Annotated in this window: 14 protein-coding genes; 12 read left to right on the forward strand and 2 right to left on the reverse strand. The window is 64.1% G+C overall.

Going from position 1 to position 16,779, the window contains the following annotated elements; translation table 11 throughout:
• Positions 1-80: 80 nt before the first annotated feature.
• A complete protein-coding gene (locus PE058_RS14890; RefSeq protein ID WP_271028766.1) occupies positions 81-1,157 on the forward strand; it encodes a helix-turn-helix domain-containing protein in 1,077 nt (358 codons plus the stop codon).
• A 212-nt stretch (positions 1,158-1,369) separates the two neighbouring features.
• Positions 1,370-2,083, forward strand: coding sequence for a response regulator (locus PE058_RS14895; protein ID WP_020086134.1), 714 nt, complete (start codon positions 1,370-1,372; stop codon positions 2,081-2,083).
• Positions 2,084-2,641: 558 nt separating this feature from the next.
• On the opposite strand, the gene PE058_RS14900 is transcribed toward PE058_RS14895, so the two are convergent.
• On the reverse strand, positions 2,642-3,427 hold the full coding sequence (locus PE058_RS14900) for an RMD1 family protein (protein WP_020086133.1): 786 nt from the start codon (positions 3,425-3,427) through the stop codon (positions 2,642-2,644).
• A gap of 27 nt (positions 3,428-3,454) precedes the next feature.
• Positions 3,455-3,697, reverse strand: a complete 243-nt coding sequence (locus PE058_RS14905) for a hypothetical protein (protein ID WP_020086132.1) — start codon at positions 3,695-3,697, stop codon at positions 3,455-3,457.
• Positions 3,698-3,934: 237 nt separating this feature from the next.
• On the opposite strand from PE058_RS14905, the gene PE058_RS14910 reads away from it, so the two are divergent.
• The 10 genes from PE058_RS14910 (at position 3,935) to lpxD (ending at position 16,733) form a co-directional block, all read left to right on the forward strand.
• A complete protein-coding gene (locus PE058_RS14910; RefSeq protein ID WP_020086131.1) occupies positions 3,935-4,927 on the forward strand; it encodes a 30S ribosomal protein S2 in 993 nt (330 codons plus the stop codon).
• Between the two features lie 240 nt (positions 4,928-5,167).
• Positions 5,168-6,121 (forward strand): translation elongation factor Ts, encoded by a 954-nt coding sequence (tsf, locus tag PE058_RS14915; RefSeq protein WP_020086130.1) that lies wholly within the window; start codon positions 5,168-5,170, stop codon positions 6,119-6,121.
• Positions 6,122-6,259: 138 nt separating this feature from the next.
• Positions 6,260-6,988, forward strand: coding sequence for a UMP kinase (pyrH, locus tag PE058_RS14920; protein WP_020086129.1), 729 nt, complete (start codon positions 6,260-6,262; stop codon positions 6,986-6,988).
• 181 nt (positions 6,989-7,169) lie between these two features.
• A complete protein-coding gene (frr, locus tag PE058_RS14925; protein ID WP_020086128.1) occupies positions 7,170-7,733 on the forward strand; it encodes a ribosome recycling factor in 564 nt (187 codons plus the stop codon).
• Between the two features lie 455 nt (positions 7,734-8,188).
• The gene (locus PE058_RS14930) at positions 8,189-8,953 is read left to right on the forward strand and encodes an isoprenyl transferase (protein WP_020086127.1); all 765 of its coding nucleotides are present in this window, start codon (positions 8,189-8,191) and stop codon (positions 8,951-8,953) included.
• A 12-nt stretch (positions 8,954-8,965) separates the two neighbouring features.
• Positions 8,966-9,841, forward strand: coding sequence for a phosphatidate cytidylyltransferase (locus tag PE058_RS14935; protein ID WP_020086126.1), 876 nt, complete (start codon positions 8,966-8,968; stop codon positions 9,839-9,841).
• An 83-nt stretch (positions 9,842-9,924) separates the two neighbouring features.
• Positions 9,925-11,178, forward strand: a complete 1,254-nt coding sequence (locus PE058_RS14940; protein ID WP_020086125.1) for a 1-deoxy-D-xylulose-5-phosphate reductoisomerase — start codon at positions 9,925-9,927, stop codon at positions 11,176-11,178.
• Between the two features lie 75 nt (positions 11,179-11,253).
• Entirely contained in the window at positions 11,254-12,666 is a 1,413-nt protein-coding gene (gene rseP / locus PE058_RS14945) for an RIP metalloprotease RseP (RefSeq protein ID WP_083929168.1), read from the forward strand.
• 345 nt (positions 12,667-13,011) lie between these two features.
• Positions 13,012-15,288, forward strand: a complete 2,277-nt coding sequence (bamA, locus tag PE058_RS14950) for an outer membrane protein assembly factor BamA (protein WP_271028767.1) — start codon at positions 13,012-13,014, stop codon at positions 15,286-15,288.
• A gap of 386 nt (positions 15,289-15,674) precedes the next feature.
• Positions 15,675-16,733: a UDP-3-O-(3-hydroxymyristoyl)glucosamine N-acyltransferase gene (gene lpxD / locus PE058_RS14955; protein ID WP_271028768.1), complete on the forward strand. Its 1,059-nt coding sequence runs from the start codon at positions 15,675-15,677 to the stop codon at positions 16,731-16,733.
• Positions 16,734-16,779 lie beyond the last annotated feature (46 nt).

The raw sequence follows: 16,779 nt of genomic DNA on the forward strand, positions 1-16,779 counted from the left end.
CGTCATTGAAGCTTGCACCCTACCAAAGGGTGAGATCTAATGTCGCAGGGGCACCTATCTGCAGCAGCAGGGCACTGAGAATGAACAAGCCCGGGAGGAATGGCCCGCATATTCGACACGCGGACGTTGTGCGTGCGACAGTGGAGCTATCGTCGTGTGCCACCCAATCTGCCGTGGCGGCGTCCTGGCGCCGGTCGCTGCTCTACCATCAGCTCAATCCCGAAGCGTCCTCTCCGCCGGAAAGGATCGAGGAAGCCGGGCTGCGCGAAGCTCGCGAGCGGCTCGGCATACTGGTAGGCGCCGCCGGCCCGGTCATCGATCGGATGCTGGAAACCCTCGGCCAATCGGGCTTCTGCGTCCTCCTCACCGACACCGACGGGGTGATCGTCGATCGGCGCGGCCTGCCGTCCGACGATGACATCTTCTCGGGTTGGGGCCTTTGGACGGGAGCAATCTGGAGCGAGGCGAAGGAAGGAACCAACGGCATCGGAACATGTCTGGCCGAGCAGCGTCCCGTCGCCATTCTCCGCAATCACCACTTCCGCGCGCGCAACACGGAAATGAGCTGTATGAGCAGCCCCGTTTTCGACCATACGGGGCGGCTGGCGGCTGTGCTCGACGTCTCCTGCTGCCGCGATGACGTGATCGCGAGCCTGGCCCCTCTCGTCAGCGCGCTCATTGCCGACGCGGCGCATCGCATCGAATGCGCGGCTTTTCGCGCCGCATTTCCGAACTGCCGCATCCTCATGATCCCCTCGCAAAGCCAATACCCATCGGCTTTGCTGGCCGTCGACCGCTACGACCTGGTGGTGGGCGCAACGCGCATGGCCCGCCAGGCCCTGGGCTTGACCACGGATTGGCTGGAAAGACCCGCCGCAGACCTGATCGGCGACGGCAGCCAGGCGTCGAGCCTGCGCATCGCCGAGCAGGCGGAGCTCCGCCGCGCGCTGGCGCGCACAAAAGGCAATGTTTCCGCGGCCGCGCGGGAGCTCGGCATCGGCCGCGCCACGCTTTACCGCCGCATGCGCCGCGCGGGATTGTCCGAATACTCCGAGATCCCAGACATCCCCCTCGGGATCGCTCCGGCCCACGGGGAGGGGCCTTTCTGTCTCAGGACTGAGACACATCCCGCCAGCCACACGCAGCGGGACTGGTGACACGAACCTCCGGTGCGCACACACCATTGCGCCAAGCCAGTTCGGCTTAGCTTCGGGATGCTCCGGGGCCATGACTGCGCCGATGACGCGGCGCGTCGGGACCTCTCCGCGATCTCCCAGGAGGAAACCTTGATCCAGAACGCGCCCAACGCAGCACTCGAGACCGGCGAGCCGCTCCGGGAGGCTTTTTCCGTCGAGGTTCTTGCGCCGCAATGACGACGAAGCTTCTGATCGTGGAAGATCATCCGATCTACGCCGAGGCGCTCCAACTCGCCGTCACCAGCTCCATGGACAATACGTCGGTCACGTGTGCGTACACGATCGCCGAGGCCTTGCGCGTGCTGGCCGGATCCCAGCGGTTCGACCTTGCTCTTCTGGATCTCTGGCTCCCCGACAGCCAGAGCCTCACCGGCCTGCTCGAACTGCGCGTGTGCTTTCCCAACCTCCCGGTCATCGTCGTATCGGCTTCCGACCACGACTCCCTCGTGCACGCGTCCCTGCTCTGCGGGGCAGCCGGCTTCGTCTCAAAGGCTGAGAGCAAGAAGGTTCTCGTCGAGGCCATTCATTCCGTTCTCGCCGGGGACCAGGTCATACCAGGGGGCTCTCCGGGGCTACAAACCGAGCTGAGCCCCAACCTCGACGGCGCAATCAGAAAGGTGATGTCGCTATCGAGGCAGGAGCTGCGCGTTTTGAAGCTGATCCATCAGGGCTATTTGAACAAGCAAATCGCCCATGAACTCGAAATCACAGAATCGACCGCGAAGGCTCACTCGAGCCAAGTCCTGAAGAAACTCGACGTCATCAACCGCACGGCAGCGGCGATCGAAATCGCAAAGCTCGATCTGAGATCGATCGTCGGCCTTCTGGAGACCGGTATTTATCAAACCGATCCTAGCGCTATCGGGTTTTCAGAGGATCCCGCGTAGCGTCCCTTTCCAATTCGAGTCTCTCGAAGCAGGCAGCCTCTCCTGCCTGCCGATCGAACGCTTCCAGACGGACACTTGCTCCCCGGCGGCTGGATTTTGCACTATTTTTTTGCACTGCGTCACGAGATCTAACTATCTATTTTCACTATCTAATCTAGATGCATGCTCGTTTGTTGATCCAAAGCTTGATTGCTACTGCGTCAATCTCATGCTGCGATAGCACATTGCATGGCGACACGACCTCAGCTCGTGCACATCTGGCGGGATAGATGCCAAATGACCTTGCGGCGAACGATAAAACAAAGCTCCCAGCACCACGCTCCGGTTTCCGACCGGAACATCATCAACACGGCCCGATTTATCGTGGCCCAATTTCCCGACATCTCCGACGAGGCTGCTTTCTCGCTATTGAAAGCCGCTGCACATCCCGCAGACTCGCGCGCTGCGCCGCGATCGCATAGACGACCGCCCCTTCATCCCAGAAAGCCGAACTGAACTCGCGTCGCGCTGCGGGCGACTTCCGCGCGCTCGCCATACTCCGCGATCGCTCCGGGGCAGCTATTTCCAGATCCTGTCGTACAGCCCGAGCACGACCTCGAGCAGGATGAGCGCGATGATGTACCATTCGAGGCGATGGCTGGTGCGCGTGCTCACGAGATCGGTGAGTGTCGCCGAGGTTTCCTGAATGGCTTCGAGCTTGCGCGCGATCGCGCGGCTTCTCACAGTGAGATCGTACTCGTCGACCAGGCGAGTCCAGAGCCGTTCCAGCTCCGGATGATCCCAGAGAACGTCGGGTTTCTCATCGAGATCGACACGGCCGGCGAGGCGCTGCTGGATCAGGAGCGCATCGCCAATCTGGCGCAGAAGCTCGGCCTGCGGCTGCTCCGGCAAGCGCCCGCCCTTCAAACGCTCGGCGAGGGGCGCGATGCGCTCGAAAGCCTGGGCGATGCGCCGTTCGTCGTAGGCCATTGCCACGCTCGTCGCCAGCGCCTGCGCAATCAGCACCAGACGGTTCGCGTCCAGGCTTCGGATGTGAAGCGTGCCAGCGGGGCCTGCGAGGTCGTCGGCGTCCGGTTTGACGACGAGGTGCGCAGTTTCGCTTTCGCGCTCGCTCTCCTCAATGGGCTCGGCGATCCGTCCCGCCAGACTGTCGATCAGCGCGTCCTCGGCGACCGGGGTGAGACCCACGAAGACAGCGGTGCCGCTCTTGAACAGGACGACGGCGCCCCCCTCGGGCGTGCGGAACGCCAACGGGCTGGTCGAGAACGTGTCCTCACGCTCGAGGCCCCTGAGATCGATCCGCTCCCCGAGTTGTAGGGCGCGCACGGTGACGGGCTTGTCCATCTCGATCCTGCGGGTTGCTGCTTCGCTTCAGCGGGCGGCGTCTTGCTTGGGTCTGCTGGTCAGCCGCAGCGCGGTGAGCACTGCGAGCACGATGCCCAGCCCGAGGCCTACGGCGGGGCCGATGATGAGGCCGTAGGCCATGGCGCCCCCGCCGTCCTGGTCATGGACGCCGAACCACTCGGTTTGCGCAATGTAGACGCACATGGAGAGGACCCACCCGGCAACCGCGCCGACCACAAAGGCGAGCACCACAAAGGCCAGGATACGCATTCAGGCTCCCCCCATCACGTCAGTCAGCAAGCTTACGATGGGCGCTTCTCTCGGGAAAGGCTTGCCAATTCAAGTCAAGCACAGTAGAAGCCGCCCCATCTCACACGCGTACTTCCATGCGCCTTGCGGATTGAAAGCCCCGCAGGGTCGCTCCGGTGGAAACTTCAACTCGTTGATCGAGCTTGATTTTTCTTCTCAGGGTACGCGGAGGATCAACCGGAAAAGGATACGTCGCACATGTCCGTGCCGCAATTCAACATGCGCCAGCTTCTGGAAGCCGGCGTGCACTTCGGTCACCAGGCTCACCGCTGGAACCCCAAGATGGCGCCCTTCATCTACGGCGCCCGCAACAACATCCACATTCTCGACCTCACCCAGACCGTGCCGATGCTGCATCAGGCACTGAACAAGGTCTCGGATACGGTCGCATCGGGCGGCCGCGTGCTGTTCGTCGCCACCAAGCGCCAGGCTTCGGATTCGATCGCTGAAGCCGCCAAGAAGTCGGCTCAGTACTTCATCAACCATCGTTGGCTCGGCGGCACGCTGACCAACTGGAAGACGATCTCCACCTCGATCCGCCGTCTCCGTCAGCTCGACGAGATCCTGGCCGATCCGCAGGGCCGCACCAAGAAGGAAATCCTGAACATCCAGCGCGAGCGGGACAAGCTCAACCAGGCGCTCGGCGGCATCAAGGACATGGGCGGCGTGCCGGATCTCCTGTTCGTCATCGACACGAACAAGGAAGGCATCGCGATCAAGGAAGCCCGCAAGCTCGGCATTCCGATCGTCGCCATCGTCGACACCAACTGCGATCCCGACGGCATCGACTTCCCGGTTCCGGGCAATGACGACGCCGGCCGCGCTATCACGCTCTACTGCGATCTGATCGCACGCGCTGCTCTCGACGGCCTCGAGCGGGGCCAGGGCTCTTCCGGCATCGACATCGGCGCTTCGGCAGAGCCGCCCTCAGAGGATCTGGTAGCCGTCACCGTGTTCCGCGGCATCGACGGGCCGCGCGGCGAGGCCGACGACCTCAAGCGCATCACCGGCATCACGGTCAAGATCGAGCAGAAGCTCAATGACGCTGGCGTCTTCCACTTCTGGCAGATCGCCGACCTCGACGCCGACAACCTCTCGGCGCTCGACCGCAAGCTGAAGCTCAAGGGCCAGATCGAGCAGGAAGGCTGGGTCGGCCAGGCCAAGAAGCTCGTCGAAGCTTCGGCCGCCTGAGACGGCAGGTAAGTCAGCGCGAGGCGGGGTTCCCGCCTCGTGCATCGATTTCTCCCGCGCGGGCCGATCCTCGGCCCGCCGGTTGCCATTTTACCGGGTCGTTTCCCGCGCTTCGCCGAAGCACGCCAAAGGCCCGAACACTCGAGTGAACGTGCTTCGCACCGAAAAGCCGTTTCACGCTTTTCCGAAGCACCCCCAGAGACACCGCACCCTGCGAGCCCGGTGCAAAAAGGAGCAGTCATGAGCACGATTTCCGCCGCCACCGTCAAAGAGCTGCGCGACAAGACCGGCGCGGGCATGATGGATTGCAAGCAGGCGCTGACCGAAACCAACGGCGACATGGAAGCCGCGATCGATCTCCTGCGCAAGAAGGGCCTTTCGAAGGCTGCCAAGAAGTCCGACCGCGTTGCGGCTCAGGGCCTCATCGGCGTTCTCTCGAAGGTCAAGTCCGGCGCAGTCGTCGAGGTCAACTCCGAGACCGACTTCGTCGCGCGCAATGCCCAGTTCCAGGAGATGGTGCAGAACATCGCGTCGCTGGCGCTGGCCGCCAACGGCGATGTCAGCAAGCTGCTTACCGCCACCTATCCCGGCACGTCGGCCACCGTCGACCAGCAGATCAAGGACGCCATCGCCACGATCGGCGAGAACATGGCTCTGCGCCGCACGGCCGCGCTCTCCGTCAAGGAAGGCGTTGTCGCCGACTACGTGCACAGCAAGGCCGCCGACGGCCTGGGCAAGATCGGCGTGCTCGTCGCGCTCGAGAGCGCCGGTGACACCGATAGCCTGATGGCGCTCGGACGCCAGCTCGCCATGCACATCGCCGCCTCTAATCCGATGGTCGTCAACGTCGAGGACCTGCCGAAGGAAGCCATCGAGCGTGAGCGCGCGATCTACGTCGAGCAGGCCAAGGCCGAGCCCAAGAACGCCGGCAAGTCGGACGAGATCCTCGCCAAGGCAAGCGAAGGGCGCCTGCAGAAGGAGTTCATCAACCAGTCCGTTCTGCTGAAGCAGGTGTTCGTCATCGACGGCAAGGCGACCGTCGCCGAGATCCTGAAGTCGGCGGAGAAGGACGTCGGCGCTCCCGTCAAGGTCGCGGGCTTCGTGCGCTATGCCCTCGGCGAGGGCATCGAGAAAAAGGCCGAGGATTTCGCCGCGGAAGTGGCGAAGACGGTCGGCGCAGCCAAAGCGGGCTGACCGCAGCAAGATCAAAAGCCGGCGAGAGCGCCGGCTTTTTTTTGCGAGTGCGCGCGTTTGGCTGTCGAGCTTTCGGCCGGAACGCGCTAACTCGCTCGCACGTCGACACGACGAAGGTTCGAGATTGCGGAGGCCCGCATGGCTACGGATGGTGGATCGCTGAAATATAAGCGCTTGCTGGTCAAGCTATCCGGCGAAGCCCTGATGGGGCGTAACGGATACGGTCTCGATACGGCTGTCGTGGACCGCCTGGCCGCCGACCTGTCGCAGGCGCTGGCGGCGGGATGCGAGCTCTCGGTCGTGGTCGGCGGCGGCAATATCTTCCGGGGCTTGCAGGGCGCCGCCAAGGGCATGGACCGCGCGACGGCGGACTACATGGGCATGCTCGCCACGGTCATGAACGCGCTCGCGCTTCAGAGCGCGCTGGAAGCGGCCAACGCGCCGGCGCGGGTTCTTTCGGCCATCACGATGCCGACGGTCTGCGAGCCGTATGTGCGCCACCGGGCGCTCTACCACCTCGAACGAAAGAGAATTGTCATTTTCGCTGCCGGAACGGGCAATCCGTTCTTCACGACCGATACGGCCGCCACGCTGCGGGCGATCGAGATGGGCTGCGATGCGGTCGCCAAGGCTACTCAGGTGGATGGCGTCTACTCCGCGGACCCCAAGAAGGACCCCAACGCCCAGCGCTTCGAGCGGCTCACCTATTCCGACGTTCTCGCCCGCGACCTAAGGGTCATGGACGGCGCGGCAATCGCCCTTGCCCGGGACAATCATCTTCCGGTAATTGTCTTTTCCATCGAGGAGCCGGGCAATCTGAACAAGCTGCTCACGGGATCCGCACGGGCGACGGTCATTCACGACTGAGCCGCAAGGACCTCGGTTTCAAACGGCCGGGCGCGCCCGTCTCCGGGATCGAGCATCTCAGACGCGCCCCCGCGCCACATCCGATCGAGAGACCCCCGCGGCGCGGACCGGTCTCGAGAGTCCCGATCCAGGCTCGCGCGCGTTTGCGCCGGCCGGCGAAGACAAGAAGGAGAACACCCCGGTGTCGATCACGACTTTCGATCCCAAGGATATCGAGGCGCGGATGCGCGCTTCTCTCGAAGCTCTCAAGCGCGAGCTGGCAGGCCTGCGCACCGGCCGCGCAAGCGCCCATCTGCTCGATCCCGTGCAGGTCAACGTGTACGGCGCGCGCATGCCGATCAATCAGGTGGCGACCGTTACGGTGCCGGAGCCGCGCATGATCTCCGTGCAGGTCTGGGACAAGAGTAACCTTCAGGCCGTCGACAAGGCGATCCGTGAGGCCAACCTCGGCGTGAACCCCGTCGTGGACGGCACGATCATCCGCCTGCCGATCCCCGCCCCCACCGCCGAGCGGCGCCAGGAGCTCGCCAAGCAGGCTCACAAATATGCCGAGGCCCACCGCGTGGCGGTGCGTAACGTGCGGCGCGAGGGCATGGACCTTCTCAAGAAGCTCGAGAAGGACGGCAAGATCAGCGAGGACGAGCACCACAAGAACTCCGCAAAGGTGCAGGAGCTTACCGACAAGCTCATCAAGGAGATCGACCAGACGCTGCAGACCAAGGAAGCCGAGATCCACAAGGTCTGAGTGGCGGTTTGCTTCCGTCCCATCAATAAAGATGTGACTTACTCTCCAAATTCCATACGAAGACTGGAGCTCCCGTGCCAGAGTGATGAAACTGGCACGGTAGCGCCCGCAAGCACAGTTTCCCGGGTCTCGATGTGCCGTCCGGTACTGACGTGGGCCGTCGAAGCGGCCTATGATCCGGCCTCGGAGCGCGCTGGATAGCACCCGGAAGACTCCGGTGCTTCCCCTACGCGCCCCCAGGAAACAGGCCTTTGGGACGTTTTCCGGTCAGACCGCTTCCCGGCCGGATCGGACAGCGCCCCGATGGTTTGTTTTTTGCTGCATTTTTCTACGATGAACGTGTGTCCACTTCGCTCGAAAATGCTCTAGTGTCCCTGTTCCGAACGTACGGCCCGCGCCCTCGGCGCAGGGCTGGCCGCAACGATCCGACCACCTGAAGCCGCAACAAAGCTCGAATGCCCGTGGCAGACAGATCGATATCCTCCGAGGCGACGCCCAGCGCAGCAATCATGCCTCGGCACGTCGCTATCATCATGGACGGCAACGGTCGGTGGGCGGCGGAGCGCGGATTGCCCCGCGCACTCGGACATCGCTCAGGCGTGGAGGCGGTGCGGCGCACGGTGAAGGCGGCGATCGATCTCTCTATCCCCTATCTCACCCTCTACAGCTTCTCCTCGGAAAACTGGTCGCGCCCGCAGGCCGAGATCGACGACCTGATGGGGCTGATGAAGCGCTTCATCCGCTGCGATCTCGCGGAGCTGCATCAGAACAACGTGCGCGTCCGCGTGATCGGCGAGCGGGAGAACATCGATCCCGAGATGCAGGCCCTCATCGACGAGGCGTGCGAACTAACGCGCGAGAATACGCGCCTGACCTTGATCATCGCCTTCAACTACGGCGCGCGCAGCGAGATCACGCGGGCCGCGCGCCGGCTGGCGGAGGACGTGGCCGCGGGACGCCTCACGCCTGCGGACATCACGCCGGAGCGGATCACAGCCGCGCTCGACACCGGCGACGTTCCGGACCCAGACGTTCTCGTCCGCACGAGCGGCGAATGCCGTCTTTCCAACTTCCTGCTTTGGCAGTGCGCCTACACCGAGTTCGTCTTCCTTGATGCCTACTGGCCCGACTTCGGCCGCGAGCTGCTTCTGGAAGCCGTCTCTCAGTACAAGGCGCGCGAGCGCCGGTTTGGCGGCCTGCCCTGCCGGTCGACGGCTTAGAGGCCGGCCCGCATGGAAGAAGATGGAACTCTTGCAGAACCGCGGATCATCGCGCCACCACCCAAGTCTTCCGACCTCTGGTCGAGAGCCGCCTCGGCCATCGCGCTCGCTGTCGTCGCCTTCGGCCTCGCCTGGGCCGGCGTGCTCCCGTTCGCGGGGCTCGTGCTCGTCGTGGCGCTGGTGATGAGCTGGGAATGGTGCCGTGTCGTGCGTGGCGAGGGCATCGACATCTGCCTGATCGTGCAGGGCCTCTCCATCATCGCGGCCGTCGCGCTCGCGAGCTTCGGGTTCGCCGCGCTCGGCGTCGCCGTGCTTCTGATCGGCACCATCATCGTGCTCGCGCTCGAATTCGGCGGGCACCCGATTTTGTCCGCAGCGGGCGTTGGCTATGCCGGGCTCCCGGCGGTGGCGCTGCTCTGGCTTCGCGGCGACGAACCGAATGGGTTCCATGCCGTGCTGTTCATCGTGCTCGTGGTCGCTGCGACGGATACGGCCGCCTACGCCTTCGGGCGCCTGATCGGCGGTCCGCGTCTCGCCGCCCGGATCTCGCCCAACAAGACGTGGAGCGGGCTCATCGGAGGCATCACGACGGCGGGCCTCGCGGCTGGCACCTTCGGGTATGTGATCGGAAGCCCGGTTTTGGGCCTCGCAGCGGCAGGCGTTCTCATGGGGCTCATCGCGCAGGCGGGAGACCTTGCGGAATCGGCGCTGAAGAGGGCCTTCAACGTCAAGGACGCGAGCCAACTGCTCCCCGGGCACGGCGGCTTCATGGATCGTATGGACGGTCTCGTGACTGTGGCCGTCGCTGTCGCGCTGGCGGCGCTGTTTCTCGACCCACAGGCGCCTGCGAGCGCGCTCTTGGCAGGGCTGCCGATCGGCGGCGAATGAGGCGGCAGGCGCCGGCCTGTGCTGGTAGAATGACCCGATGTGACGCATAACGCGTCCGCGCAACGGATGGAGACTGGCGTAGCATGGCCGAGGCGGTCAGCGTATCGAACGGCGCGGCTGACCGTAAGGACCGGCCTGGCGATCTTGCGCGGGCGGCGCTCAGCGCATCCGGCGGGCCAGTGCGGATCTCGATCCTCGGCGCCACCGGCTCCATCGGCAAGAGCACGCTCGACCTCGTCGGACACCATCCCGAGAAGTTCGACGTCGTGGCCCTGACCGCGCAGTGCAATGCGCGCCGTCTCGCCGAGCTTGCGATCACGCATCGGGCGAAGATCGCGGTCATCGGCGAGGAAGCTCATTACGACGAACTCAAGTCTCTGCTTTCCGGGACGGGTATTCGCGCCGCGGCCGGCGCCGCCGCCATCGAAGCCGCCGCGCTCGAGCCCGCCGACTGCGTGATGGCCGCCATCGTCGGTGCGGCAGGGCTCAGGCCCACGTTCGCCGCCGCGCGGCAGGGTTCGCGCGTGGCACTCGCCAACAAGGAATGCCTCGTTTGCGCAGGCGACATCTTTTTGCGCGAGGTGGAACAGCACGGCGCGGAACTGCTGCCGGTGGACAGCGAGCACTCGGCCGCTTTTCAATCGATCGGGCAGACGCCGGGCCGCTCCATCGAGAAGATCATCCTCACGGCCTCTGGCGGGCCGTTCCGTACTTTCGACAAGGAACGGCTTTCGCGCGTGACGCCGGAGGAGGCGCTCAAGCATCCCAACTGGTCGATGGGCGCGAAGGTGACCATCGATTCCGCGACGCTCATGAACAAGGGGCTGGAGCTGATCGAGGCGTTCCACCTTTTTCCAGTCGGCGCGCACCAGCTCGAGGCGATCGTGCATCCGCAATCCGTGGTGCACTGCCTCGTGATGCTCGAGGACGGCTCGGTCATGGCGCAGCTCTCGCAACCGGACATGCGCACGCCGATCGCGCTGGCGCTCGCCTGGCCCGAGCGGCTTGCGACGCCGGTCTCCCGCCTCGATCTCGTGACGCTCGGCAGCCTCTCGTTCGAGGCGCCGGATCTCGACCGCTTCCCCGCACTCGGTACCGCGATCGAGGCGCTTCGCCGCGGCGGCGCCGCGCCCGCTGTTCTGAACGCTGCCAACGAGATAGCCGTCACCGCATTCCTCGAACGGCGGATCGGTTTCCTGGAAATCGCCAGCACCGTGGCCTCTTGTCTTGAAAAGGCCGAAGCTCGGGGTCTCTTTAATGGTGTCGATACACTGGACGACGTGCTCGCCGTCGACGGCGAAGCGCGAAACATGGCACGGATGATGCTTCCGGGATAAATTGCGCAAAGCGGCCGGAAAAGGTCCCCGCCGGGAGCGGGGTGCGCACGACTTAAGCAACGGGAATTAAGCAGAATGATGGAAGGCTTACTCAGCCAGGTTCTCACGTGGATCCTTCAGGGGCTCGGCTTCCTGTTCGTGCTCAGCGTGGTCGTATTCTTCCATGAGCTGGGCCATTTTCTCGTGGCCCGCTGGTGCGGGGTCACCGTCACGACCTTCTCGATCGGCTTCGGGCGTGAGCTTTTCGGATTTTACGACCGCCACGGAACGCGGTGGCGGATCGCGGCTATTCCGCTCGGCGGCTACGTCAAGTTCCTGGATGACGCCAACGCGGCGAGCCAGCCCGGCACCGCCGTCGAACTCTCCCCCGAGCAGCAGGCCGGCTCGTTCCACGGCAAGCCGGTGTGGAAGCGCGCGCTGGTCGTCGCCGCCGGTCCGGCTGCGAACTTCCTGATCGCGGCCCTCATCTACACCGGCGTCAATGCAGCCTATGGCGTCTCCATGGTCAGCGCGCGCGTCGACGAGGTGGTCGCGGGCATGCCGGCCGAGAAGGCGGGCCTCAAGGCCGGCGACCTCATCACCGAAATCGACGGCTGGTCGATCGAGAATTTCGACGATGTCGTTCGCATCGTCACCACGAGCAGTGGGCGGACGCTCTCCGTCACCGTCGATCGCGACGGCAAGAGCCTGACGTTCCCCGTGCACCCCGCCATGCGCGAACACAAGGACGACCTCGGCGTCACGGTCAGCCTCGGCGACATCGGTGTCCGGCGCAACATTCCGGCCCGGATCGGCGCCGTCATCCCGGATTCGCCAGCCGCGAAGGCCGGGTTTGCTGCAGGCGACGTGATCGTCGCCATCGACGGGACGCGCGTCAACTCGTTCGAGGACGTGATCTCAGCGGTGAGCCCCGCGGCCGGACGTTCCCTCGCCTTCACCATCGACCGTAAGGGTACGCCCCAGACGGTCGACGTGATTCCCGAGACCACCCAGACCAAGCAGCCTGACGGGACAACCGTAGATCGCGGACGGATCGGCGTCGCACCCGATCGCCCGGAACCGGTCGCCGTCTCCTTCCCGGAGGCCGTTCGCCTGGGAATCCGCGAAACCTATGCAAACATCGTTCAGACGATCACCGGCATCGCGGACATCGTCACCCGGCGCCAGTCGGCCGATCAGGTTGGCGGCCCAATCCTGATGGCCGAGGTCACGGCCCGTGTCGTCGAGCTCGGCTGGGAGCCGCTGCTGCGCTGGACCGCCCTCATCTCCGCGAACATCGGCCTTTTGAATTTGCTGCCGATTCCCGTCCTGGACGGCGGTCATCTCGTGTTCTACGCGATCGAGGCCATCCGGCGCCGCCCGCTGAGCCAGCGCGTGCAGGAGATCGGCTTCCAGATCGGCATCGCGGTGGTCTTGATGCTGGTCGTGTTCGTCAACCTCAATGACCTGATGCGCCTTGGGAAAAGGTGGCTATTTGGTGGCGGCTAGAATCTGAATTGAGTGACGTAAACTTGCCACTTCCCAGCCTCTTACCCAGTTGTTAAGAATGGCCTAAGTGAACGGCTTAGGCGGCGCGATTCGAGGCTGGGGGCTTCGATATTTGTTGCGCCGATTTGGGTCGCTTATTCGGGGGATCAACCTCGGACAAGATCACGACGGGACTACGGCGCTGAACCATTGCCGACGGGTTCAGGAGCCGAGGGGGATCGGCACAAGAAAGGCGAGGCAGATCCGCACATGGTGCAGTTACGGATCATGTCATTGGGGGGAATGCGCCTCCTCTTTTGGCTGGCAGCAGTAACCCCTGCAGCTTTTGTCACGCAGTTCGTGACTATGGCGAGCCCTGCGCAGGCGCAGGGTGTCGTGCGAGAAATTCGCGTGGAAGGAAACCGGCGCGTCGAGCCGGAGACCGTGCGCTCCTATCTCCAATTCTCCGTCGGCGAGGCTTATGACGCCGGCAAGGTCGACCGCTCGCTGCAGGCTCTCTTCGCTACGGGCCTTTTCGCAGACGTCTCGATCGATCAGGACGGCCAGGCTGTCGTTATCTACGTCGTCGAAAATCCGGTCATCAATCAGGTGGCCTTCGAAGGCAACAGCGAAGTCGACACCGACACGCTGCGCGCCGAAGTTCAGCTCAAGCCGCGCTCCGTCTACACCCGCGCCCGCGTACAGGGCGACGTGCAGCGCATTCTCGACGTCTACCGCCGGCAGGGCCGCTTCGCCGCGTCCGTCGAGCCCAAGATCATCGAGCTCGAGCAGAGCCGCGTGAACCTAGTCTTCGAGATCAACGAAGGCGGCGCCACCAAGGTTCAGGGCGTCAACTTCGTCGGCAACCACGCCTTCTCCGACGCACAGCTCCGCGACATCGTCTCGACCACTCAGAGCGGCTGGTTCGACTTCCTCAAGGGCACGAGCATCTACGACCCCGATCGTATGAACCTAGACCGCGAGCTTCTGCGCCAGTTCTACCTCAAGAACGGCTACGCGGATGTGCGGGTCGTGGCAGCCAACGCAGAGCTGGATCGTGAGGGCTCGGGCTTCTACGTGAACTTCGCGATCGACGAAGGCGAACTCTATACTTTCGGCAACGTCACGATCGAAAGCTCGCTTCCTGGTGCCGATCCGCAGAGCCTGATCGGCGAGGTGCTCACCCATCAGGGCGAAACCTATAACGGCGCCGACATCGACAAGAGCGCAGAGAAGCTCACGCTTCTCACCGCCGAGCAGGGCTTTGCCTTCGCCCGCGTGCGTCCGCGCGCGGTGCCGGACCCCGCAACGCGCACGATCGCGCTCACCTACATCGTCGATGAAGGTCCGCGCATCTACATCGAGCGCATCAACATCAGCGGCAACCTGCGCACCAAGGATCACGTGATCCGCCGCGAGTTCCGCCTCGCTGAGGGCGATGCTTACAACCCGCTGCTCGTCGACCGCGCCAAGAAGCGCCTCAACGGTCTCGGCTTCTTCAAGTCCGTCGATATCAAGCGCCGTCCCGGCTCTGCACAGGATCGCGTCGTGCTCGACGTGGATCTCGTCGAGCAGTCGACCGGCGAACTCTCGTTCGGCGCCGGCTACTCGACCTCCGAAGGCGTGATCGGCGACGTCAGCATCAGCGAGCGCAACCTGCTCGGCAATGGCCAGTTCCTGCGCCTCAAGCTGGCGGGCTCTCTGGAGCGTATGCAGGTGGACCTCTCGTTCACCGAACCGCGCTTCCTCGACCGCAACCTCTCGGCCGGCTTCGATCTCTTCCATAAGGAAGTCGATCAGACGGACGAGTCGGGCTTCTCGTCGACGCGCACCGGCGGCACCGTTCGCCTTGGCTTCCCGCTCTCCGAGAACCTCTGGATGCAGACGGGCTACACGCTCGACTACAGCACCATCGACGTGGAGGCGAAGTACCTCAACCGCGTGTCCAACCTCGTGATCGAGGAAATCAACACCCGCGGCGAAGATCTGCTCACTTCCTCGTTCGGCACCTCGCTCACCTACGACAAGCGTAACCACCCGAAGAACCCGACCAGCGGCTACTATCTGCAGGTCTCGGGCGACATGGCTGGTCTCGGCGGCGACGTTCAGTACGTCCGCGTCAACGGTGAAGGCCGCGCTTACTATCCGATCTCCGAGAAGATAACCTTCGTCGGCCGCCTCATCGGTGGTCATATCGAAGGCTGGGGCGGCGACGACATCCGTCTGACGGACCTCTACTATCGCGGTGGTGAGACGATCCGCGGCTTCGATCGGGGCGGCTTCGGCCCGCGCGACCTGCTGACGAACGACGCGATCGGCGGCACGACCTACTGGGCATCGACTGCGGAAATTCGCTTCCCGCTGCCCTTCATTCCGGACGACCTTGGCCTTTCGGGCGCGGTGTTCGCGGATGCTGGCTCCCTGTTCAACGCAAACGATCTCGCTAAGAGCCTGAACGGCAAGCCGGTAGCAGACAACGGCATCGTTCTCGCGGACGACTCCTCGATCCGCTCGTCGGTCGGCGCCAGCATCATGTGGAACTCGCCGGTTGGCCCGATCCGCATGGACTTCGCGAAGGCGCTCACCAAAGAGAAGTACGACGAGGAACAGTTCTTCCGCTTCGGTGCTTCGACCAAGTTCTAAGAGACATACCCATCTTGAAGGCGACGCCGCGCTCTGCGCGGCGTTTCCTTTGGGCCCCCCCCGCCTCAGCCCCTCCTCTTCGTTGCATAGGTCTCGCCCTTGGCGGCCTGTTTACGGGGTGTATGCCGTGGGCTTTGAGATTTGGGCCGCCGGCCGCCTCCGTCGGGTTTTCCGCTGAATTGGCGCGCTTCTCCCGGCCCTGGCGCTTGTTAAAGCGCGCTTTTTGTCGGAAAACCGGGGCCCAACTTCGAGTATCCGGCGCGCACCGGACGTCCCGTGCCGCCGCGTCATCCCTGCCGGGCCACTCGCGAGAGCGCCCTCAAGTCACGCTCCGGGCCAGCGGCATCCGAAGCGATCGAGATCTAGGTTATCGAGGTCCACACGCCATGAACCACCCCGGTTTCTTCCATAACGCCGGGCCCTTCACGCTGGCTGAGATCGCTGCGGCGGTTCAGGCTGAAGTGCGGGGCGACGATGCGGCCAAGACGCGTAAGGTCGACAGCGTGCAGCCGCTCTCCGAGGCCTCACCACGTCACCTCTCGTTCTTCGAGAACCGCAAGTATCTGCCCCAGCTTCTCGCGACGCAGGCGGGGGCGTGCCTGGTCTCCGCGCAGTTCGCCGATCGCGTGCCAGCGCATACCATCCCGCTCATCGTCAAGTCTCCCTACCGCTCGTTCGCAATGGCGCTCGGGCTCTTCTATCCGGAAGCTATCCGCAGCAAGGCGGCCGGGGCGGGCGAGGAGCAGCGCATCTCTCCCTCGGCGCAGATCGAGGATGGGGCCGAGATCGAGCCGGGCGCCATCATCGGCCCCGAGGCCAGGATCGGGCGGGGAAGCCGCATTGCCGCCGGTGCCGTGGTCGGCTACCGGGTCTCGATCGGCCGTGACTGCTACATCGGCCCGCTTACATCCGTGATGCATGCCCTGATCGGAGACCGGGTCATTCTGCACGCGGGCGTGAGGATCGGACAGGACGGCTTCGGCTTCGCGATGGGCGCCCAGGGGCACCTCAAAGTGCCGCAGGTCGGGCGGGTCATTATCCAGGACAACGTCGAGATTGGAGCAAATTCAACCGTCGATCGCGGGGCGCTTAAGGATACCATCATTGGTGAGGGGACGAAAATTGATAATCTCGTCCAGATCGGGCACAACGTAGTCATCGGGCGCCATTGCGTGATTGTCGGGCAGGTCGGTATTTCGGGATCGACCGAACTCGGTGACTACGTCGTCATGGGCGGTCAGTCCGGCGCTGTCGGACACATCAAGATCGGCAACGGAGCGCAAATCGCAGGCGGCTCTCATCCGAAGGACGATGTTCCGCCGGGAGCTGTGCTGGCGGGTACTCCCGCGCGACCTTTCAAGCAATGGGCGCGTGAAGTGGCCGCCGTAACGCGGCTCGCAAAGCGCGGCGGGGATCGCCCCGACGACGACGCGAGCAGCACCTGAAATTTTTGGATCGAATGCCCTCGCCAGAGTCGAGACCGGTTGGGCA

Origin of the sequence: Hyphomicrobium sp. DMF-1 (assembly GCF_027886585.1) — a bacterium.
Classification (GTDB): domain Bacteria; phylum Pseudomonadota; class Alphaproteobacteria; order Rhizobiales; family Hyphomicrobiaceae; genus Hyphomicrobium_C; species Hyphomicrobium_C zavarzinii.